This is a genomic window from Actinopolymorpha singaporensis, assembly GCF_900104745.1.
GTDB lineage: Bacteria > Actinomycetota > Actinomycetes > Propionibacteriales > Actinopolymorphaceae > Actinopolymorpha > Actinopolymorpha singaporensis.
Genome location: NZ_LT629732.1, coordinates 1,616,497 through 1,636,202 on the forward strand (window position 1 = coordinate 1,616,497; position 19,706 = coordinate 1,636,202).

The 19,706-nt window shown below is 70.0% G+C and carries 18 protein-coding genes and 2 pseudogenes; 16 read left to right on the forward strand and 4 right to left on the reverse strand.

The annotated features are described in order from the left end of the window. Positions 1-131: 131 nt before the first annotated feature. From BLU27_RS07355 to BLU27_RS07375, 5 genes are read left to right on the forward strand one after another with little or no spacing between them, the layout of a single operon-like run. Positions 132-1,166 carry an iron-siderophore ABC transporter substrate-binding protein gene (locus tag BLU27_RS07355; protein ID WP_092651812.1) on the forward strand — a complete coding sequence of 345 codons (1,035 nt, stop codon included), beginning with the start codon at positions 132-134 and terminating at the stop codon, positions 1,164-1,166. Beyond that, on the forward strand, positions 1,163-2,182 hold the full coding sequence (locus BLU27_RS07360; RefSeq protein WP_241827834.1) for a FecCD family ABC transporter permease: 1,020 nt from the start codon (positions 1,163-1,165) through the stop codon (positions 2,180-2,182). The genes BLU27_RS07355 and BLU27_RS07360 overlap by 4 nt, the downstream gene beginning before the upstream one ends. Further along, positions 2,182-3,231: a FecCD family ABC transporter permease gene (locus tag BLU27_RS07365; RefSeq protein ID WP_092651814.1), complete on the forward strand. Its 1,050-nt coding sequence runs from the start codon at positions 2,182-2,184 to the stop codon at positions 3,229-3,231. Before BLU27_RS07360 ends, BLU27_RS07365 begins: the two co-directional genes overlap by 1 nt. Next, positions 3,228-4,043 carry an ABC transporter ATP-binding protein gene (locus BLU27_RS07370; RefSeq protein ID WP_092651816.1) on the forward strand — a complete coding sequence of 272 codons (816 nt, stop codon included), beginning with the start codon at positions 3,228-3,230 and terminating at the stop codon, positions 4,041-4,043. Before BLU27_RS07365 ends, BLU27_RS07370 begins: the two co-directional genes overlap by 4 nt. Further along, positions 4,040-5,008 (forward strand): siderophore-interacting protein, encoded by a 969-nt coding sequence (locus BLU27_RS07375; protein WP_092651818.1) that lies wholly within the window; start codon positions 4,040-4,042, stop codon positions 5,006-5,008. The genes BLU27_RS07370 and BLU27_RS07375 overlap by 4 nt, the downstream gene beginning before the upstream one ends. A gap of 101 nt (positions 5,009-5,109) precedes the next feature. Here BLU27_RS07375 and BLU27_RS07380 read toward each other — a convergent pair whose 3' ends face one another. Then, on the reverse strand, positions 5,110-5,796 hold the full coding sequence (locus BLU27_RS07380) for a DUF899 domain-containing protein (RefSeq protein ID WP_092657334.1): 687 nt from the start codon (positions 5,794-5,796) through the stop codon (positions 5,110-5,112). 308 nt (positions 5,797-6,104) lie between these two features. Between BLU27_RS07380 and BLU27_RS07385 the strand changes: the two genes are divergently transcribed. After that, positions 6,105-7,871: an SWIM zinc finger family protein gene (locus tag BLU27_RS07385; protein WP_157728289.1), complete on the forward strand. Its 1,767-nt coding sequence runs from the start codon at positions 6,105-6,107 to the stop codon at positions 7,869-7,871. A gap of 12 nt (positions 7,872-7,883) precedes the next feature. On the opposite strand, the gene BLU27_RS07390 is transcribed toward BLU27_RS07385, so the two are convergent. After that, entirely contained in the window at positions 7,884-8,780 is an 897-nt protein-coding gene (locus tag BLU27_RS07390; protein WP_197681727.1) for a helix-turn-helix transcriptional regulator, read from the reverse strand. 192 nt (positions 8,781-8,972) lie between these two features. On the opposite strand from BLU27_RS07390, the gene BLU27_RS07395 reads away from it, so the two are divergent. The 8 genes and pseudogenes from BLU27_RS07395 (at position 8,973) to BLU27_RS07425 (ending at position 15,016) form a co-directional block, all read left to right on the forward strand. Continuing rightward, positions 8,973-9,995 (forward strand): zinc-dependent alcohol dehydrogenase family protein, encoded by a 1,023-nt coding sequence (locus BLU27_RS07395; RefSeq protein WP_092651824.1) that lies wholly within the window; start codon positions 8,973-8,975, stop codon positions 9,993-9,995. A gap of 44 nt (positions 9,996-10,039) precedes the next feature. Beyond that, positions 10,040-10,651 (forward strand): annotated as a pseudogene (locus tag BLU27_RS30800) (MFS transporter); the annotation flags it as partial. Between the two features lie 16 nt (positions 10,652-10,667). Beyond that, complete coding sequence (locus BLU27_RS30805) at positions 10,668-11,195, forward strand: MFS transporter (protein WP_277869286.1); 528 nt, start codon at positions 10,668-10,670, stop codon at positions 11,193-11,195. Between the two features lie 101 nt (positions 11,196-11,296). Further along, positions 11,297-11,884 (forward strand): annotated as a pseudogene (locus BLU27_RS07405) (endonuclease/exonuclease/phosphatase family protein); the annotation flags it as partial. Between the two features lie 148 nt (positions 11,885-12,032). Next, the gene (locus BLU27_RS07410) at positions 12,033-12,848 is read left to right on the forward strand and encodes a phytanoyl-CoA dioxygenase family protein (protein WP_092651828.1); all 816 of its coding nucleotides are present in this window, start codon (positions 12,033-12,035) and stop codon (positions 12,846-12,848) included. Positions 12,849-12,959: 111 nt separating this feature from the next. Further along, entirely contained in the window at positions 12,960-13,256 is a 297-nt protein-coding gene (locus tag BLU27_RS07415; protein ID WP_092651830.1) for a YciI family protein, read from the forward strand. Between the two features lie 41 nt (positions 13,257-13,297). Continuing rightward, positions 13,298-14,311, forward strand: a complete 1,014-nt coding sequence (locus BLU27_RS07420) for an RNA polymerase subunit sigma-70 (RefSeq protein ID WP_092651832.1) — start codon at positions 13,298-13,300, stop codon at positions 14,309-14,311. 57 nt (positions 14,312-14,368) lie between these two features. Beyond that, on the forward strand, positions 14,369-15,016 hold the full coding sequence (locus tag BLU27_RS07425; protein WP_092651834.1) for a dihydrofolate reductase family protein: 648 nt from the start codon (positions 14,369-14,371) through the stop codon (positions 15,014-15,016). A gap of 182 nt (positions 15,017-15,198) precedes the next feature. Here the strand turns inward: BLU27_RS07425 and BLU27_RS07430 are convergent, their stop codons facing one another. Beyond that, complete coding sequence (locus tag BLU27_RS07430) at positions 15,199-16,959, reverse strand: alpha/beta fold hydrolase (RefSeq protein WP_241827835.1); 1,761 nt, start codon at positions 16,957-16,959, stop codon at positions 15,199-15,201. A 163-nt stretch (positions 16,960-17,122) separates the two neighbouring features. Here BLU27_RS07430 and BLU27_RS07435 point away from each other — a divergent pair, with 163 nt between their 5' ends. Together BLU27_RS07435 and BLU27_RS07440 are read left to right on the forward strand one after the other, a co-directional pair. Next, on the forward strand, positions 17,123-18,511 hold the full coding sequence (locus BLU27_RS07435) for a sensor histidine kinase (protein ID WP_092651838.1): 1,389 nt from the start codon (positions 17,123-17,125) through the stop codon (positions 18,509-18,511). Further along, positions 18,508-19,173 carry a response regulator gene (locus tag BLU27_RS07440; protein ID WP_092651840.1) on the forward strand — a complete coding sequence of 222 codons (666 nt, stop codon included), beginning with the start codon at positions 18,508-18,510 and terminating at the stop codon, positions 19,171-19,173. Before BLU27_RS07435 ends, BLU27_RS07440 begins: the two co-directional genes overlap by 4 nt. Before the next feature lie 12 nt (positions 19,174-19,185). On the opposite strand, the gene BLU27_RS07445 is transcribed toward BLU27_RS07440, so the two are convergent. After that, on the reverse strand, positions 19,186-19,692 hold the full coding sequence (locus tag BLU27_RS07445) for a vitamin K epoxide reductase family protein (protein ID WP_092651842.1): 507 nt from the start codon (positions 19,690-19,692) through the stop codon (positions 19,186-19,188). Positions 19,693-19,706: the final 14 nt, after the last annotated feature.

Sequence of the window (19,706 nt, forward strand, 5' to 3'; positions counted from 1 at the left end):
CCAAGGACACCTGCGCCCACCGTTGCGTGACGCTGTGGCGGCACCGACTGGCGCGGCGGGCGGGTGGCGTAGCGCAAGATAGCTTAGGCTAACCTAAGTTGCCTTCATCTCACGCGGGACTGGATCACGACATGTCGAGACGTCGCCTCCTGGCCGGCATCGCCGCCGCGACCACACTGGCTCTGACCGGTTGTACGACCGGTTCCACGACGGACGGTGGGCAGACCCGCGCCGCGGACACTGCCAGCGGGGGCGGGAACACGGCGTTCCCGGTGACCATCAGGCACGCCTTCGGCGAGACCACCATCGCGAAGGAGCCGAAGCGGGTCGCCACCCTGGGGTGGAGCGACCAGGACAACGCCCTCGCGCTCGGGGTCGATCCGGTCGGCGCCACGAAGCTGACCTGGGGAGGCAACAAGGCCGGTTCGTCGGACTGGTTCGACGCCGAGCTGAGGAGCACCGGCATGAAGGCTCCGGTGAGGTACGACGACTCCGACGGCCCGCCCGCCGAGGAGATCGCCAAGCTGCGCCCGGACGTCGTCCTGGCCACGAACTCCGGCCTGACGAGGGCGCAGTACGACAAGCTGAGCAGGATCGCCCCCGTGGTCGCCTATCCCGAGGCCGCCTGGGTCACGCCCTGGCGTACGTCGCTGAAGCTTGTCGGCAAGGCCCTCGGACGCAGTGAGGCCGCCGAGCAGGTGACCGCCAGTACCGAGCAGCGCATCAAGGACGCGCGCGCGAAGTACCCGCAGCTGCGGGGCAAGTCGCTGATCTTCGCCTACCTCGCCACCACCGACCTGTCCCAGGTCGGGATCTACGCCCCGCAGGACCCGCGGGTGTCGTTCATGCACGACCTCGGCCTGGTGGACGCGCCGTCGGTGGCCAGGGCGATCAAGCCGGGCCAGTTCTACGGAACGGTGTCGGCGGAGCGGGCACCGGAGCTCTGGTCCGACGTCCTGCTCACCTGGTCGGAGAACCCCGGTGACCTCGGGACCTTCACCGAACACAAGCTGATCGGCAAGATCCCGGCGATCGCCGACGGGCGCGCCTACGCCGAACCCGACAAGCACGTCAGCCTGGCGGTGACCAACCCGACCCCGCTGTCGATCCCGTACGTCATCGAGCACTTCGTGCCGCACGTCGCGCACGCGGTCGATCGCTCGTGACCTTCGCACAGTCGACCGGCCGGGTCCGCCCGCGGGCGTCGCGCCGGCCCGCCGTGGTCACCGTGGTCGGGGTTCCGGTGGCGGGGGCCGCGGTGTTCGCCGCGTCCGTTCTGGTCGGGTCGAGCGGGCTCTCGTGGGCGGCACTGTTCGACTCCGCCAGTCCGCTGCACGCGGTCTACCAGGCGAGGCTGGAACGCACCCTGATGGCGTTCGCGGTGGGAGCCGCACTCGGGATGGCCGGGGCCTGCATGCAGGGGCTGACCCGCAACCCGCTGGCCGACCCGGGAATCCTCGGCGTCAACGCCGGGGCGAGCTTCGCCATGGTGCTCGCGATCTCCTACCTCGGGGTCTCGCAGGTGCACGAGTACCTCTGGTTCGCGTTCGGTGGTGCGGCAATCGCCGCCGTCGTGGTGCACGTGATCGCGTCCCTCGGCCGTGACGGTGCCGGCCCGCTGAAGCTCGCCGTCGCGGGTGCCGCGGTGACCGCCGCGGTGGGCTGCTGGACGTCCGGCGTACTGCTCGTCGACCGGAGGACGATGGAGTCCTTCCGGCTGTGGCAGGTGGGCACCGTGGGTGGGCGGGGGTTCGACGTCCTGGTCGCCGGTATGCCGTTCCTCGTGGCCGGCCTGGTGTTCGCGATCGCCGGCATCAGGATGCTGGACACGCTGGTACTCGGCAGCGACCTGGCCCGGGGACTCGGCCGGCGTGTCCGGCTGGACAAAGTCGTTCTCGGGCTGGCCATCGCGTTGCTCGCCGGCACCGCCACCGCACTGGCCGGGCCGATCGCCTTCGTGGGCCTGATCGTGCCGCACGCGGTCCGCGCGGTGACCGGGCCCCGGCACGCCCTGGTGGTTCCGCTCAGCGCTGTCGGTGGCGCCCTCCTGGTCGGTCTCGCGGACACCGTGGGCCGGGTCGTACTCCCGCCGACCGAGGTGCAGGTCGGGATCATGACGGCCGTGGTCGGTGTGCCCGTCTTCCTGGTCCTGCTGCGCCGGGGACGGACGGGAGGGCTGTGATGACGCAGATCGACGCGGCTGCCGCGACGGCGACCACCGCCGAGACCGTACGCCGAGCGCGGCGGATCCCGCGGCGCCGGCACCGCATGGTCGTCGGCGGACTGGCCACGGTACTGCTGCTCGCGTTCGCGGCCCGGGTCCTGCTGGGCGACTTCACCATCACGGTCCCGGACTTCTTCCGCATCCTCACCGGCACGGACCTCCCCGGTGCGACGTACATCCTGCTGGAGAGCAAGCTGCCGCGGGCGGTGCTCGCGGTGCTGGTGGGTACGGCGTTCGGGACCGGTGGCGCCATCTTCCAGACCGTCCTGCGTAACCCGCTCGCCAGTCCGGATGTCATCGGTGTCAGTGTCGGAGCCAGCGCGGCCGCCGTGGTCGCGATCGTGATCCTCGGACTCGGCGGCCCTGCCGTCTCGCTGGCCGCGGTCGCCGGTGCCGTCGGCGTCTCGGTCCTCGTCCGGCTGGTGGCAGGAAACGGCGGCGGCTACCGGCTGGTGGTGGTCGGCGTGTGCGTGGCCGCCGCCCTGCAGTCGCTGATCCAGTACGTCTTCACACGTGCCGACGAGTACGACGCACAGGTGGTGCTGCGCTGGCTGACCGGCAGCGTCAGCAGCGCCGCCTGGCCCACCGTCGGCCTGCTGGCGGCGCTGCTCGTGGTGTTGCTGCCGACGCTCGCCTGGCTCGGACGAGGAATGCGGACCCTGGAACTCGGCGAGGACGCCGCCGCTGGACTCGGCGTCCCCGGCAGCCGGGCCGACGCGCTGCTTCTGCTCGCGGTGGTGCTGACCGCGTGCGGGGTGGCGGCGGCCGGGCCGGTGGCGTTCGTCGCGTTCCTCGCCGGCCCCGTCGCACGGGCGCTCGACGCCGGGCGTACGACATTGGTCGGGGCGGCCCTCACCGGCGCGACCATCGTCGTGGCCGCCGACTACGTGGCCGACTATCTCCTCGCCGACATCAACTTCCCGGTCGGCGTCGTCACCGGTGCCCTCGGCGCACCGTTCCTGCTCTGGCTGCTGGCCCGCGGCCGTACCGGAAGGAGAACGCGATGAGCACCGCGGGTTTGCCCGCACGCCTGCGCGCCGAGGACGTGACGCTCGGATACGGCGACCGCATGGTCGTGGAGCGGTTGTCCGTACGGATCCCGGACCACCAGGTCACCGCCGTCGTCGGCCCCAACGCCTGCGGCAAGTCGACGTTGCTGCGCGGCATGGCTCGGCTGCTCAGGCCGACCGAAGGATCGGTGCTCCTCGACGGTGCGGCCATCCACCGCCTGCCGACCAGGGCGGTGGCCCGGACTCTCGGGCTGCTTCCGCAGACGCCGGTGAGCCCGGAGGGCGTGACCGTCGTGGATCTCGTCTCCCGCGGGCGGCACCCCCATCGGGGCATCGTCGGCCGGTGGAGCGCAGCCGACGAGCGCGCGGTCGTGGAGGCGATGACCCTCACCGGCACCGTCGGCCTCGCCGAGCGGGTGGTCGACGAGCTGTCCGGGGGCCAGCGCCAGCGCGCCTGGATCGCGATGGCGCTCGCGCAGAAAACCGATCTGCTGCTGCTGGACGAACCCACGACCTATCTCGACGTCGCCCACCAGGTGGAGATGCTCGACCTGCTCGCCGACCTCAACCACGGTCGGGGCACCACGATCGTGATGGTGCTGCACGACCTGAACCTCGCCTCGCGGTACGCCCACCACCTCGTCGCGCTCCGCGAGGGCCTGGTCGTCGCGGAGGGTGCGCCCGGCCAGGTGGTCACCGAGGACAACGTACGGAAGGTCTTCGGCCTGGACAGCCGGGTCGTCACCGACCCTGTCTCGCACACTCCGCTGGTCGTCCCGATCGGCCGCCACCATCAGGAGATGCGATGACGACAACCACCGGGCGCACCCTGCCGGTGATCCTCAGCGAAGTAGAGGCGGTCGGTGTCGAACGCCTCTCGCCGAGCTTCGTGCGGGTGGAGCTGGCCGGCCCGGAGCTGGCCGACTTCGGGGTACAGGGTGAGCTGTACGACCAGCGCATCAAGCTGATCTTCCCCGGCCCGAGCGGTGTGTTGCCCAGCCTGGCCGGCGAGGAGTCCTGGTACTCCGCCTGGCTGAGCCTCCCGGACGCCGAGCGCGGGCACATGCGCACCTACACCGTTCGGGACGTCCGTGGTGCCGGCCGCGACGCCCGGGTGGTGGTCGACTTCGTGTTGCACGGCGAGTCCGGACCGGGTTCGTGCTGGGCGGCGAAGGCGCGCGTGCATGACCGGTTGCTGTTGGTCGGGCCCAGGCGGGGGGTGCACTTCGGTGGCATCGAGTTCGACCCGTGCGGGTTGCGGGAGGTGCTGCTCGTGGCGGACGAGACCGCGGTGCCGGCGGCGTGCAGCATCCTGTCCGCGCTGGACGCACTGCACGCCGACGTCTGTGGTGCGGCCTTCCTCGAGGTCCCGGAGTCCGGCGACGTGCTGGACATCCCGGCGCCAGCCGGGATCGACGTGGTCTGGCTGCCCCGCGACGGCGCAGCGCACGGCCGGCGCCAGGTCGCCGCGGTACGCCGTCATCTCGGGCTTGCCCCGACACGCGAGCTGGTCGACGACCGTCAGGTGCTGCCCGACCTGTGGGAGACCCCGACGTACTCCTCCTCCGGCGAACCGATCGACGCGCCGACGGCCGACCGGACGGCCGACCCGACGACCGGCGCCGGCAAGTGGGGCGGGCTCTACGCGTGGATCGCAGGGGAGTCGAAGGTGGTCACCACGCTTCGGCGCTGCCTGGTCAAGGAGGCCGGACTCGACCGCCGGCAGGTGGCGTTCATGGGCTACTGGCGGCACGGCGTCGCGATGCGTGGGTGACCGCACATGGACCCGCTTTGGTCATGTGCCTTTTCCTCTACAGGCGTTCGGCTACGCCCGGCTGCGCCCGGCCGGTCGTGGCGGCCCCGCCTCAGATGCGCTCAGTCCTTCGGGCCGTAGAGCGCGGCGACCTCCTGGGAGCTGACCCACCGGCTGTAGGTGGGCGCCTGCGGCCAGCCGTCCGGGGAGTCCTGCCAGTCTTCCTGCCGGCCGTACGGCAGCAGGTCGATGAGCCCGAAGACGTGGCTGAGCTGCTCGGTGCCCCGGCCGTTGGTGTGCCAGGTGCGGTAGACCGTGTCTCCGTCGCGCAAGAACACGTTGACAGCGAACCCGCCGCCGGCCGGCGCGTCGACGTCCGCACCGAACGAGCTGTTCGCGGTGGAGTACCACGTCATCTGGTTGCCGACGCGTCGCTTGTAGGCGAGCGCCTCGTCGATCGGGCCCTGGGTGACGACGACGAACCGGGCGTCGTAGTGGTCCAGGAAGTCCAGCCGGGTGAACTGCGAGGTGAAGCCGGTGCAGCCGGGACACTGCCACTCCTCGCCCGGGAACCACATGTGGTTGTAGACGATCAGCTGCGACTTGCCGTCGAAGACGTCGGCGAGCCTGACCGGCCCCTCCTCGCCCTCGAGGGTGTAGTCGGGCATCCGGACCGCCGGCATGTGGCGGCGCTGCGCGGCGATCGCGTCGAGCTCTCGGGTCGCTGCCTTCTCCCGGGCGCGCAGCTCGTCGAGGTGACGCTGCCAGGTCTCGGCGTCGACGATCTTCGGTAGTGCGGTCGCTGTCATGGGCTCCCCAACGATCTCGTTCGTGTCCACGTCCTGTGGCTCGGGGTGTAGACCTGGTCCGTTTCCCGAACTCATCGGCGCCCGCGGAAATCTCCCGAACCCGGCCGCCGCGGCGGTGATGATCGTGCGGATCTTCTCGCGCCAAGCTGCACGAAACGTACCCAGCAAGTAAGTTTCGTGGCCCTTGGCCGCGCGGGTCGAGAGTCCGCGTCGTCCCTGTGAGTATCTGATTCGCTACTTTTTGTGCCACCTGGTCGTCGGCGTCTGGCTACCGCGTGGCATGATCAGCCGGCATGGTGGCGATCTCGGTGAGTGAACCGATGGTCAGCGCAGCGGCCGACCCCGGGTCGTTGCAGCGTGGCCGGGACTACTACCTGGCCGGCCGGGTTCGAGAGCTGAGGGTCGACGGGTCGGCCGTGTCCGCGATCGTCGACGGCGGGCGCGCCTACCGCGTACGGCTCGACCTGACGCCGCTCGGCCTGGAAGGCCGGTGCAACTGCCCGTACGGCGCCGAGGGCTTCTTCTGCAAACACTGCGTCGCGTCGGCGCTGGCCTGGCTGGACAGCGCAGACGCTCCACTCGAAGCCTCAACCGTGAGCAAGGGAAAGCGCGGTCGGAACAAGAGCGCCGGCAAGGCGGCCGGCAAGGGCGCGAGCGACGCGACGAGCAGGAGCGGACGCGACCGCCGGCTGCGAAACTTCCTGCTTCGCCAGGAGATCCCGTGGCTGGTCGCGGAGTTGCTGCGGGTCGCGGGCGACGACCCGTTGTTGCGTGCGCGGTTGGAGGTGGCCGCCGGCGTCGACGCAGGTGAGGCGTTCGACGACCGGCACCTTCGCAGCCGGCTGGAGCAGGCGTTCGACGTCGGCTACTTCGTCGACTACCGCGAGGCCGGGGCGTACTTCCGGGGCGTCGACGAGGCACTGACCGAGGTGGCCAAGCTGACCGGGGAGGGCTTCCCGGACGCCGCGAGGGAGCTGGCGGCGTACGCACTGGATCTTCTGGAGTCGGTCGCCGACCGGATCGACGACTCCGACGGCGGGCTACGGGGGGCCATCGAGCGGGCTGAGGAGATCCATCTCGACGCCTGCTCGGCGTCCGCGCCTGACCCGGTGCGACTCGCGGAGTTCCTCGCCGAACGCGCTCTTCGCAGCGAGTACGAAGTGTTCCTCACCGCCGTTCCCGACTACGTTTCGGTGCTCGGGCCCGCCGGGATGGCGCGATACCGCGAACTCGTCGAGCATGCGTGGAACGCCCTGCCGGCCAGGCGATCCGGCCACTACGACACCTGCAGATTCACCGCCACCTTTCTGATGGAACGCCTCGCCGAGTGCGAGGGCGGAACCGACGCGCTGGTGGAAGTGCTGTCACGGGACGTCGCCAGTGCGTACGACGTTCTCCGGATCGCCCAACGGCTGCGCGACGACAGCCGGTACGCGGAGGCCCTGGAGTGGCTCGAGCGCGGCCTGTCGGACTTCCAGCCGGATCCCCGGCTGCGCACCCTGGCCGCCGAATGCCACGTACGCACAGGTGATCGGGGCAAGGCGCAGGAACTGCTGTGGGACAACTTCGCGGAGAGTCCCAGCCTGGAGGCGTACATCGCCCTGCGCAAGGTGGCCGGGAAGAAGGCGTTCGCCCGCTGGCGTGACCGTGCGCTGGGCGTACTGCGTGACCAGCCGGCTGCCGGGCAACGCACCGACCTCCCGCCGTTCTCCATCGGCTACGGGCATTCGACGCTCGTGGAAGTGCTGCTGTGGGAGCGCGACGTCGACGGTGCATGGGCCGCGGCGGCTGCCGGCGGTTGCCGGGTCGAACTCTGGCTCCAGCTTGCCCGGGCCCGCGCCGACGCCCATCCCGACGACGCGATCGTGGTCCTGCGGGCTGCCGCGGACCTCGAGATCGAGAAGAAGGACCGGCGTTCGTACCACCAGGCGGCCGGTCTCCTGGCGGAGGCGCGAACTCTGGCGCAGCGCTGCGGTTGCCTGAAGGGGTTCGACGCCCACCTGCTCGACCTGAGAACGACCCACAAGCCCAAGCGCGCGCTTCGCGAGGAACTCGACCGCGCCGGGTTGCCCTGACTTACAAGCTACCTACTTCACTTCCTCTACAGGGTTCTGAGTCGACGTGGGGTGGGTGGCCGCCCAGCTGGCGAGCAGCCTGAGCCGGTCATCGGAGGTGGATCCGGGCTCGGCGGTGTAGATCGTCATGTCGAGCACCTCGTTCTCCGATGCCGACACGGCCATGGAGTGGTAGGTGATCTCGACCAGGCCGACGTCGGAGTGGGCGAACTGCTTGACGCCGCTGTAGTGGATGCGCACGTTGTGGGCCGCCCACCGGGCGCGGAACTCCGCACTGACGGTGGAGAATTCGCCGACGAGCCCGCGCAGTGCCTTGTCGTACGGATGACGGCCGGCTTCGGAGCGCAGCAGGGCGACGGTGATGTTGGCCGCGCGTTCCCAGTCCGGATAGAAGTCGTGGGCCCTCGGGTCCAGGAACTGGAACCGCGCGATGTTGACCTGGCCGCGCTCGTCGGTGGTGTCGCTGTCGAACATCGGTGCGTGCAGCGCCCGGCCGAGCGGGTTGATGGCGAGGATGGCCATCCGTCCGTTGCGGACGAATGCCGCCGAACCCGTCATCGAGTCGAGCATCCACTGGACCGCCGGGCGGACCCGGGCCCTGGTCCGTCGCGGTGGCGTACGGGAGGGCTTCGCGGCCCGGGCCAGGTCGAAGAGGTAGACGCGTTCGGCCTCGTCGAGTTGAAGCGCCCGGGCGACCGCGTCCAGGACGTCCTCGGAGACGCCGCTGATGTGGCCCTTCTCCAGCCGGGTGTACCACTCCGTACTCACTCCCGCGAGGACCGCGACCTCCTCGCGCCGCAGGCCGGGCACCCGGCGGCGTCCGGTTCCGGAGGGCAGCCCGACTCGCTCCGGGCTGAGCCGGGCACGCCGGGTGGCGAGGAAGTCACGGATGTCGGAGCGGTTGTCCACGCCCCCACGGTACGACCGCCACCCTCGGGTTCGCTGTCGCCAAAGGGGTCGAGCTTCTACCCCCGCAAACGCGACCTCCCGCCCGCGCGCCTGCCGCGCTTTCATGGGAGACGGTCGGCCGGGTGAGGAGCCGGGCCGCCGACAGCACCGCATCACCGGTGCCATCGCCCCAACCCCGTGAGGAAGTCCGATATGCGAGGAGCAGTTCTGAACGCCCCTGGCGACGTGAGCGTCGTGGACCGGGACCAGCCCACGATCGTCGAGCCCACCGACGCGATCATTCGGCTGTCCACCGCCTGTGTGTGCGGCTCGGACCTGTGGCCCTACCGCGGGATCGAGACCGTCGACGGCCCAGTCCCGATGGGACACGAGTACGTCGGCGTCGTGCAGGAGGTGGGTGAGCAGGTCACCACGGTCCGGCCGGGGCAGTTCGTCGTCGGCTCGTTCTTCGCCAGCGACAACACGTGCGAGAACTGCCGGGCCGGCTACCAGACCTCCTGCGTCAACCGGGTGCCGATGGGTGCGCTCGGTACGCAGGCGGAGTACCTCCGCGTCCCCCTCGCTGACGGCACCCTGGTCACGACCCCCGATCAGCCCGCCGCCGACCTGATTCCGAGCCTGCTGGCCGCCTCCGACGTGCTCGGCACCGGATGGTTCGGCGCAGTCGCCGCGCAGGCGGGCCCCGGCCGGACGGTCGCGGTCGTGGGTGACGGCGCGGTCGGCCTGCTCGGCGTACTCGCCGCCCGGCAGCTCGGCGCGGAACGGATCATCGCGATGAGCCGCCACAAGTCCCGCCAGAACCTCGCGCGTGAGTTCGGCGCCACCGACATCGTGGCCGAGCGCGGTGACGAGGGTGTCGCCCGGATCAAGGAGTTGACCGGCGGTCTCGGCGCGCATTCGGTGATCGAGGCGGTCGGTACGCAGGAGTCGATGATGCAGGCGATCCGGGCCACCCGTCCGGGCGGGCACGTCGGTTACGTCGGCGTCTCCCACGACGTCGCGTTGCCGGGCGCGGAGCTGTTCTTCTCCCACGTGCACCTGCACGGCGGGCCGGCACCGGTTCGGCAGTACCTTCCCGAGCTGATCGACCTGATCTGGAAGCGGAAGCTCAACCCAGGCAGGGTTTTCGACCTGGAGCTGCCGCTGGAGAAGGCCGCCGAGGCGTATCAGGCGATGGACGAGCGGCGCGCGATCAAGGTGCTGCTCCGCCCATGATGGTCGCCGTTCTGTGCCTGCTCACGGTCTTCGGGCCGATCTCGATGGACCTCTACCTGCCGGTGCTGCCCGCGCTCACCGACGATCTCGCAGCGAGTACGTCGGCCGCGCAGCTCACCGTCACGGCGTGCCTGCTCGGGCTCGCCGCCGGTCAGGTCGTCGCCGGTCCGCTCTCCGACCGGTTCGGGCGGCGACGGCCGCTGCTGGTGGGTCTGCTCGCGTACATCGTCGCCTCGGTCGGGTGCGCGGTGAGCCCGACCATCGAGGCGCTCGTGGCCGCGCGCCTGGTGCAGGGACTGGCCGGGGCGGTCGGCATCGTCATCGCCCAGGCGGCCGGCCGCGACCTGTACTCCGGCGCCCGGCTGCTCAGGTACTACAGCCGGCTCACGGTGCTCGCCGGACTGGCGGCCATCGTCGGTCCGGTCATCGGCGGGCAACTCGCCAAGCTGACCGACTGGCGCGGCGCCTTCGGGTTCCTCGCCGTGGTCGGTGGAGCCATCCTGGTCGCCAGCGCCGGCGTGGTGCGGGAGACGCTCCTGCCGGCCCGGCGACACTCGGGCGGCCTGGCCGAAAGCGGCCGGGTGTTCCGTCGGCTGCTGACGGACCGCGTCTTCCTGGGCGCCGTACTCCTCACCGGGTTCGTCAACGCCGCCCTCTTCGCCTACCTCAGCGGTGCGACGTTCGTGCTTCAGGGCATCTACGGGCTCTCACCGCAGGCTCGCGTTCGGCCTCAATTCGCTGGGGTTCGTCACCTTCGGCTTCCTCGCCGGACGGATCTCGGCGCGATGGTCGGTTCGCGGCACCCTCGTCGTCGGCCAGGGGATGGTCGTGGCCGGGGCGAGCGGCGTGCTGGTCACGGCGGTCGCTCACCTGCCGCTGGCGGCGATCGTCCTCTCTCTGCTCACCATGGTCAGCGGGGTGGCCGTCACGACGCCGCCCGCCACGTCGCTGGCGCTGGAGAACTATCCCGACGTCGCCGGTTCGGCCTCCTCGCTGCTGGGCCTGGCACGGTTCGCCCTGGGTGGCCTCACCGCACCACTCGTCGGCCTCGCCGGCGCCGGAACCGCCGTGCCGCTCGGGATCGTCGCGGTGGCCGCGGCCCTGCTGAGCTTCGTCGGCTACGCCCTGCTACACCGATCGGTCCCTGCGGCCAGGCAGCAGGAGCCGGAACGTCGGTCGGCGTGCCCGGTCTCCGCATGATCCGGCGACGACGACGCACCGACCCTCGGCGTACGGGCGTGTCGTTGGGCTGCGGCGGATGGCAGACCATCGGCTGCGGGCAATGACCGTGGAACCTCCGGTGGCGGTTCGGAGCTCGATGGCGTGACCGGCAGCCCGGGATTCTCACCACCATCGAGCGCTTCACGCCCGACGTCGTGGCTGTGCAGGAGGTGTGGAGCGCCGACGGTACGACCCAGGCGCACGAACTCGCCGAGCAGCTCGGCCTCCACGCGACCTTCGCCGCGCCCTCGTATCCAGCGGCGCCCGACCCGCCGACCCGGCCCGACCATGCCGGGGTGGAGCTGGGAGTCGCGCTGCTCAGCCGTTGGCCCATCGTGCAGCAGGAGGTGATCGCGATGCCCGCACGGCACCGTGCGTGGGATCCGGTCGTCCTCAGGGCCACGGTCGCGCATCCGGCGGGTCCGTTGCCGGTGCTGGTGGCCTGCGCCGCCGATGCCGTCACGTTGCCCTCGACGCACCCGTCGGCGCCGCTGGGGGCCGGGCCGGAGCTGGTCGACCAGCGAATCGACCACATCTTCTTCCGTCCCGGCCACGAGGACCAGCTCGTCGACGTCGAGTCCGCGGTCATCGCGGGCGACGCTGTCGACGGGGTGTTCCCTTCCGACCACAAAGCGGTGGGCTGCGACTTCCGCTGGCGCGACCGCTGAGTGGAAGCAAGGACGCCACCCACGGGAGCGATGGCCGCCGGCCCGCTCGTAGCCACATATGGTCGTGATCGCGTTCCACCGCAGCGTTCGCCGCAGTGACTGTGGGACGCTGAGGGTTGTTGGTGACCGAACAACTGGAGGGGTCGTCATGACCGCGACCGTCGGGCAGGGCCAGGTGCTCACAGACGCCGATGCGGAGTTCTTCTGGGAGCGGGGTTACCTGCGGGTCCCTCAGGTGTTCAGCCCTGAGGAGACCGCCGAGCTGAAGCGGGAGCTGGACCGGCTGATCGTCGAGTGGGCCAACCGCGACTCGGAGTGGACCGGGCCGTGGCGGCAGGCGTACATGGACGAGGAGACCGAACGGGCGGGCAAGTTCGCCGGCATGCACGATCTGCAGTACTACTCGGCCCCCTGGCTGCGGGCGATCTCCAACCCGAGGCTGGTGGCGGTACTGTCGAAGCTGCTGGGGCCCGACGTGGAGTTCCACCACACGACGATGCACGTGAAGGTGCCCGAGACGGGGATGCCGTTCCCGATGCACCAGGACCACCCGTTCTACAAGCACGACGACGGCAGGTTCATCGACGTACTTCTGCACCTGGACGACACCAACAGCGAGAACGGCGAGATCCGTTTCCTGGAGGGCTCGCATCAGGGCGGGGCGCTGGAGCACATCACCGAGACCGAGGAAGGTCCGTGCTCGCCGCACCTGCCGATGGACAAGTACCGCCTGGCCGACACGGTGCCGGTGCCGGCGAACGCCGGTGACGTCGTACTCATGACGATCAACACCGTGCACGGGTCCGACATCAACCGCTCGTCGAAGCCTCGACGCCTGGTGCGCATGGGCTACCGCCACCCGCACAACCGCCAGACCGCGGGGCAGTCCCTCGGACGCCCGGGTCTCATGGTCGCGGGGAACAGGGAGCGGCGCGAGGGGGACCAGGCGTTCCCGACCGAGTGAGCCGGGCGCCTCGGGCCTGCGGGGCGTGCGTCACATCGGCGAATCCCTCACCCGGCGACGTGAGCCGGTGTGCTGGACAGATCTCGGCGATCGGTGGTAGCTGAAGTACGCATGAGCTACTTCCTCTACAGGTTCGTGCCCCGGCCGGACTTCCCTTCCACCATGACCGAGGCCGAGGTGGCGGTCATGCGCGAACACGTCGCCTACTGGCAGGCCCTCGCGGACAAGGGCACCGCGGTGGCGTTCGGACCGGTCGCGGACCCGGCCGGCTTCTGGGGGGTCGCCGTCGTCGAGGCGGAGACCCCCGAACAGGTACAGGCCATCCGTTCGGCCGACCCGGCCGTCGTGGCCGGCCTGGGCCCGGTCGACGTCTACCCGATGCCGGACGCGATCACGCGTCGCTCGTGACCCCTCGTGCGATCACCCCCAGCGGAGACGTGGCCTGACCGATGAGCTCAGCCGAGCCGCTGGACCTTCACGACGAGTCCGCGTTCGCCGCGCTCTTCGAACGCCATCGCGGTGAGCTGCAGGTGCACTGCTACCGCATGCTCGGCTCGCTCGAGGACGCCGAGGACCTGGTACAGGAGACCTTCCTGCGCGCCTGGCGAAGCCGGGAGACCTTCGGTGCCGACGGGCGCTTCTCGTTTCGGGCGTGGCTCTACCGGATCGCGACGAACGCGTGTCTGGACGAGCTCCGCTCTCGTTCCCGGCGGGTGCTGCCACCTGACGTCGCGCCTGCCGCGGATCCGACGGTCCCGCTGTCCCCACCGGCGGACCTGCCGTGGATCCAGCCGTACCCCGACCGGCTGCTCGACCAGGTGACGGCGCCTGAGGAGGAACCGGGCGCGGTCGTGGTCGCCCGGGAGACCATCGAGCTCGCCTTCATCACCGCGATCCAGCACCTGCCGCCCCGCCAACGGGCAGCGCTCATCCTCCGCGACGTCCTCGGCTGGTCCGCCAAGGAGACCGCGTCGCTCCTCGAGACCACCGTCGCGTCGGCGAACAGCGCCGTGCAGCGTGCTCGGGGCACAGTTCGGCAGCACCTCGGAGAGCGGACGACCTGGCGTAGGAGGTCGGAGCCGACGCCTGAGGAGCGTGAGCTGCTACGCCGCTACGTCGAGGCGCACGAGAGCGCGGACGCCGACGCACTCGCGGCGCTGCTGCGCGAGGACGCACGTCTGACGATGCCGCCGCATCCGACGTGGTACGAGGGGCGCGCCGCGATCATGGTCGCGGCTGCTCCGGCGTTCGACCCGGCGTTCGGCACCCTGCGGAGTGTGCCCGTCCGGGCGAACCGCCAGCCGGGCGCCGCCCACTACCTACGGGCATCGGGGGAGACGGAGTTCAGGCCGCTGGCGATCGACGTGCTGCGGGTGGAGGACGGACGGGTTGCCGAGATCACTTCCTTCGACGGTTCGGCGTACTTCGTGATGTTCGGGCTCCCGCTGACACTGGACCGATGAGTTTCTCGCGGGCGCTCGTTGTAGAGGGAGAAGACCCCCTACGCGAAGGAGCAACCGATGAGAACTCTCGCCGTCCCGTCGTTCGTCTCACTGGACGGAGTCGTGCAGGCAGCCGGCGGACCGCACGAGGACCCGACCGGCGGCTTCACCATGGGCGGCTGGGCCGTGACCTACTTCGACGAGGAGATGCTGAACCGGCCCTCGGAGACTTCTTACGAGCTGCTGCTGGGCCGCGGCACGTACGAGATCTTCGCCGCGCACTGGCCCTACGACGAGGGGCCCGTCGCCGACCATCTCAACAGCACCCGCAAGTACGTTGCCTCCACGACGCTTGATCGGGTCGAGTGGAACAACTCGACGCTGATCCCCGGGGATGTCGCGGAGTACGTCAGGAAGCTGAAGTGCGAGGACGGGCCCGAGCTCCAGGTGCACGGCAGCCCCGGGCTGGTCCAGACGCTGCTGCGGCACGACCTGATCGACGAGTTCCGAACGTGGATCTTTCCCGTCGTACTCGGCTCCGGCAAGCGGCTCTTCGACGGCGGCACGCTCCCGCGGGCGCTGAAGCTGGTCGACAGCTGGGTCTCGAAGACCGGGGTGATGCTGAACACCTACGTCCGCGACGGTGAGATCCCGATCGGGGAGATGGACTTCGAGGTGCCGACGGAGGCCGAACTCGCACGGCGCGAACGCCTCGCGGCGGGCTAGCCACTTCGACCTCAAAGGTCGGCGCAGGTTGGTCCGGGTGTTGAGGGCTGTTGGTCGTAACGAAGGCCTCGACCCCTTCGCCCTGGAAGGGATCGAGGCCATCGTGCTTCGTGCGCTAGGCGGTGAGAGCCGTTCCTCGTGCAGGCCTCGAGAAGGCCGACATCACCACCGCAGCGACGTGTCTAGCGGCCCGCCGACATCGCCCCAAACTGCGGTTGACTGCCCGCGAGCTGGGCTCCGGCCTTCGGTAGCTCGTCCGGTCCGGTCGGCACCGGTACGCCCTGACATCCGGTTGCGCCGGGGTCGCCGGTGTCGAGGTAAGCGACGACGTGGGTGGCGCAGCCGGGTTCCATCAACGCTGAGCCGTGCATGTCGTCCTCGACGGTGAAGACCTCCCCGCCGACCGCATCCTGCATGTCACCGGTCCATTCGTACGCCGAAACGGACTCGTAGCGGTGCCCCGACAGCTGCAACGAGCCTCCGGTGTGCAGGAGCCGGATGTGTTCGACGGGCAGTGGCCAGCCGGCGCACGACGGAACGGGGAAACTCAACACGCCCGTGACGGGGTAACGCGTCAGGCCGTCCTGGTAGGCCGCCCACGCAGAGTCGAAGTCGCGTGCACCGCCGTCTCCGTTGCAGAAGATCGCCTGGTTCGCCGTGCTGTTGTCCATCTCGGGCACTCCGGCCGGCGGTGGGGTGCGCTCGCCGCCACCGAGCACCTCCTTGACTGTGGGCGGGGCGGTCGGACCGGTCGCATCTCGCAACTCCGCGAGAACCTTGGCTGCGAGCGGCCAGGCCACGGACGGCTGGGCGGCCGAGATCGCGATCACGAACCCGTCGACAGGCCTCTCGAGGTCGGTGAACGTCCTGGGATGGGCGTCGAAGTCCCGCCGAAGTTCAGCCAAGGCGGCCTCGACCTGCTCAGGTGTCGTGCCGAAGCCGTACGTGTCGTCGAACCTCGCCATCCACGCCGCCATCCGGGAGAAGTCCATCGCGGTGGCCTTCGCCCGTCCGGCTTCGAACGCGTCCATCCGCGGGTCCGGCGGCGCGACGCTGTCGACCCACATCCGGGCGACCTTGCCCGGGAACAGGCTGCGGTACACCGGGCCCAGCCAGCTTCCCCAGGACACCCCGAGGTAGCTCAGCTTTTTCTCGCCCAGCCCGATCCGGATCCGGTCCAGGTCGCGAGCCACGTTGCCGGTGGTCAGTTGTCCGATGAACGCCGGATCAGCCTGGGCGCAGTCCTTGTTCGCCTGCACCTGCTTGTCGTACATCTGCCTGGCGTCGTCCTCGGTGATCTGGCTGGGCGACACACCCTGCGCCTGAACACCCTGCGCCTGCAAGCCCTGCAGACCCGCCCAGCCTTGCAGGCCGGCCAAGCCCTGTGCCTGTACGCCCGCAGGGCCGCCGGCCTCGCAGTCGACCTTCGTGCTGTAGCCGACACCGCGCGGATCGAAGCCGATCAGGTCGTACCGTTCGTTCAGCTTCGCGGTCGGCGCCCCTGGCTGGCTCAGCTCGATCGGCATCAGGTAACCGCTGCCGCCCGGACCGCCCGGGTTGACGGCGAGACTGCCTAACCGGTGCGCGTGGTCGGTTGCCGGAAGTCTGGTCACCGCAACGCTGATCGACCGGCCGGAGGGATCGGCGTAGTTCAGCGGAACCTCGACAGTTCCGCAGTCCATCCGGGCCATCGTCGCCCGGAACCACGCCTTGTCGCGGACCCCCATCCAGTCCAGAACCTGGTCGGAGTACTCGGGACAGGCTTTCCACTTCACGGTCGACAGCGGGCCTGGCTGCGCGCTGGCCTGCGCCGGCAGGCTTCCTGCCACGGTGGTCGTGCCGAGAACGGCCAACGGGGCCGTCACAGCGGCGAGAAATCTTCGTAGATTCATGCGCACAAGCCTGCGAACCCACCGGCCCGCCGTGCATCTGTCGCCAGACATGAGGCGTCGCCTGTCTTCCGACACGCTGGGGCCTGGGTGCCATCCGGATCCGCAACGGTCACCTGCCAGGTGCAGCTGAGGCGGCACCTGTCTGCGGTCATGGTCCAGACGCTGTCCTCAGGCAGAGTTCCCCCTCGCCGATAGCACGTAGGCTCGCGCTGGCATGTACGAGCGCGCAGCGGCCCTCTGGGCCTGGTTACGCAGGCCGGCGGTCCAGGACGCCGGCGTGGCTGTCGTGCTCTTCGTCAGTTCGGTCGCGATGAAGGATGCCCGCCTGGGAATCGTCAAGATCTACGGGGCGATTGACGAACCTCGGCCGATCCAGCTCTGGATCTGGTGGGTGGCGACCGGGAGCTGCGTGGTGGCCGTAGCGGTTCGCCGCCGGTGGCCGGTTCCAGCGCTGGCCGCCGCCACGGTCGCCGCGATAACCCACATGGCCCTGATCGCCGGACCGGTACCCGCCGACCTGGCCGCTCCGCTCATCGTCTACACCATTGCCACCCGATGCCGTCGCAGGACGTCACTCGCTCTCCTGGGCCTCACGCTGCTCGCGGCGGTGGGCTGGTCCGTCCACGTCGGACTCGACGAGCGAAGCGATGGCTGGACCTACCAGAATCCCATCGAGGACGACAGGCCGCTGCAGCCCGTCGAGCTGGCCAAACCGAGCATGCCTGGAGACGTTCCCCTGGGTGACGAACCTCCGCCGAGTCCCCTCTTTCGCCCACCCGTCCCGGGGAAAGTGACGGATGGGAAGGTGATGGAAGCGTCGTTGGGACCCACCGGCTGGGGAGGCATCCCCATCCTCGGCCCGATTCTCGTGGCCGGCTGGGCAATCGGGTCAAGCGTCCAGAGCCGCCGGGCGTACCTCGACGAGCTCACCGCGAGGGCGCGTGACCTCGAACGCGAACGGGACCAACAGGCCGCCCTCGCCGCGGCCGCCGAGCGCAGCCGGATCACCCGCGAGCTCCACGACGTGGTGGCACACGGCCTCTCCGTGATCGTCATGCAGGCACAGGGCGGTGCAGCGGTATTCGAGAAGCGGCCCGCGGACACCCTCGCCGCACTTGCCACCATCGTCGAGACCGGGCGGGCCTCGCTTGCGGACATGCGCCAGGTGCTCGCCGCCGTCGGGCCGGTGAACGGCTCTCCCCATCCCGTACCAGGGCTCGACCGGCTGCCCCACCTCATCGACCAGGTACGCCAGGCCGGCACCCATGTGCAGCTGCACATCGACGGAGCACCAGGAGTTCTCCCCACGACCGTCGACCTGTCGGCGTACCGGATCACCCAGGAGGCACTGACCAATACCATGAAGCATGCCGGTCCGGGCGCCTGTGCCCAGGTGAGTCTCACGTATGGAAAGTACGAACTCCGAGTGGAGATCAGCGACAACGGTGCCGCGGTGCCTGCCCCCGATGGCGTCGGCAACGGGCTTCGCGGCATGCGCGAGCGGGCGGAACTGCTGGGTGGAGAGCTGTTCGCCGGTCCAGGGCTGCACGGTGGTTTCGTCGTACGAGCCCGACTCCCCTTCGCAGAAACGTCGATCGCATGATCCGCGTACTCCTGGTCGACGATCAGGCGCTGCTCCGTGCCGGTGTCCGAATGATCCTCGAGAACGCCGACGACATCGACGTCGTTGGCGAGGCCGAGGACGGTGCTCGGGCCGCGGCGATGGCGGCCGAGACCGCGCCCGACGTCGTGTTGATGGACATCCGGATGCCCGACGTCGATGGCGTCGAGGCCACCCGCCGCATCCGCGCCGAGATCCCCGACGGGCCCAGGATACTGATCCTCACCACGTTCGACCTCGACGAATACGTCTACACGGCCCTGCGCGCCGGCGCCAGCGGATTCATCCTCAAAGACACCCTCGCCCCTGACCTGCTGTCCGCGATCCGCGCCGTCGCCCGCGGCGACGCCATCGTCGCCCCGACCGTGACCAGACGGTTGATCGAACGCCACATCGGGACCAACACCGATCCACTGCCCCTTTCCGAGGTCGAGCTTCGCGCCCTCACCGAACGAGAGCGCGAAGTACTCGAGCTCATCGCCCGCGGACTGTCCAACGCCGAGATCGCTGCCCGCCTCTGCCTCACCGGGGGGACCGTGAAGGGCCATGTCAGCCGGATCCTGAGCAAACTCGGCCTGCGCGACCGCGTCCAAGCCGTCGTTCTCGCCTACGAATGCGGCCTGGTCCGCGCCGGCAGCAACTAGTGGCGGGGGACATCAGGGTAGGTCGTGGCTGTCCCCGGGCCCGGTGGCCAGGACGTCGGCGGTGAGGATCGCGACGAACAGCAAGAACGTCACGACGTGGACGGCGGTGCAGTACAGGCAGACCGCGCCGACGACGAGGAGTTCGACGTAGATCAGGTAGCAGACCATCGCGACACCTGCGACCCCGCCGGCGAGGCGCGTCCACCGCACCAGCGCCGATCCTGACCGCCAGGCAGCCGGCAGGCAGAGGACCGTCATGCCGACGAAGTACGCCAGGCCGGCGACGGCGACCGGGACGACACCGAACAGCATCGACTGCGGGCTGGTGGTGACCCTGATGCAGTTGATCGTTCCGCTGTCGGGGCAGGCCAGTGCACTCGCGCTGGTGAAGTGGGCGTACGTCAGATAGGCGGACAGGCCGAGCCCCACCAGGCAGAACACCAGCGACGCCGGGGCGGCCCAGGCAGGCGCGATCCGCGATGCCTGGGGCGTGCCGGGCGCACCAGGCTTACCAGGCATGCCGGCTTCCTCGC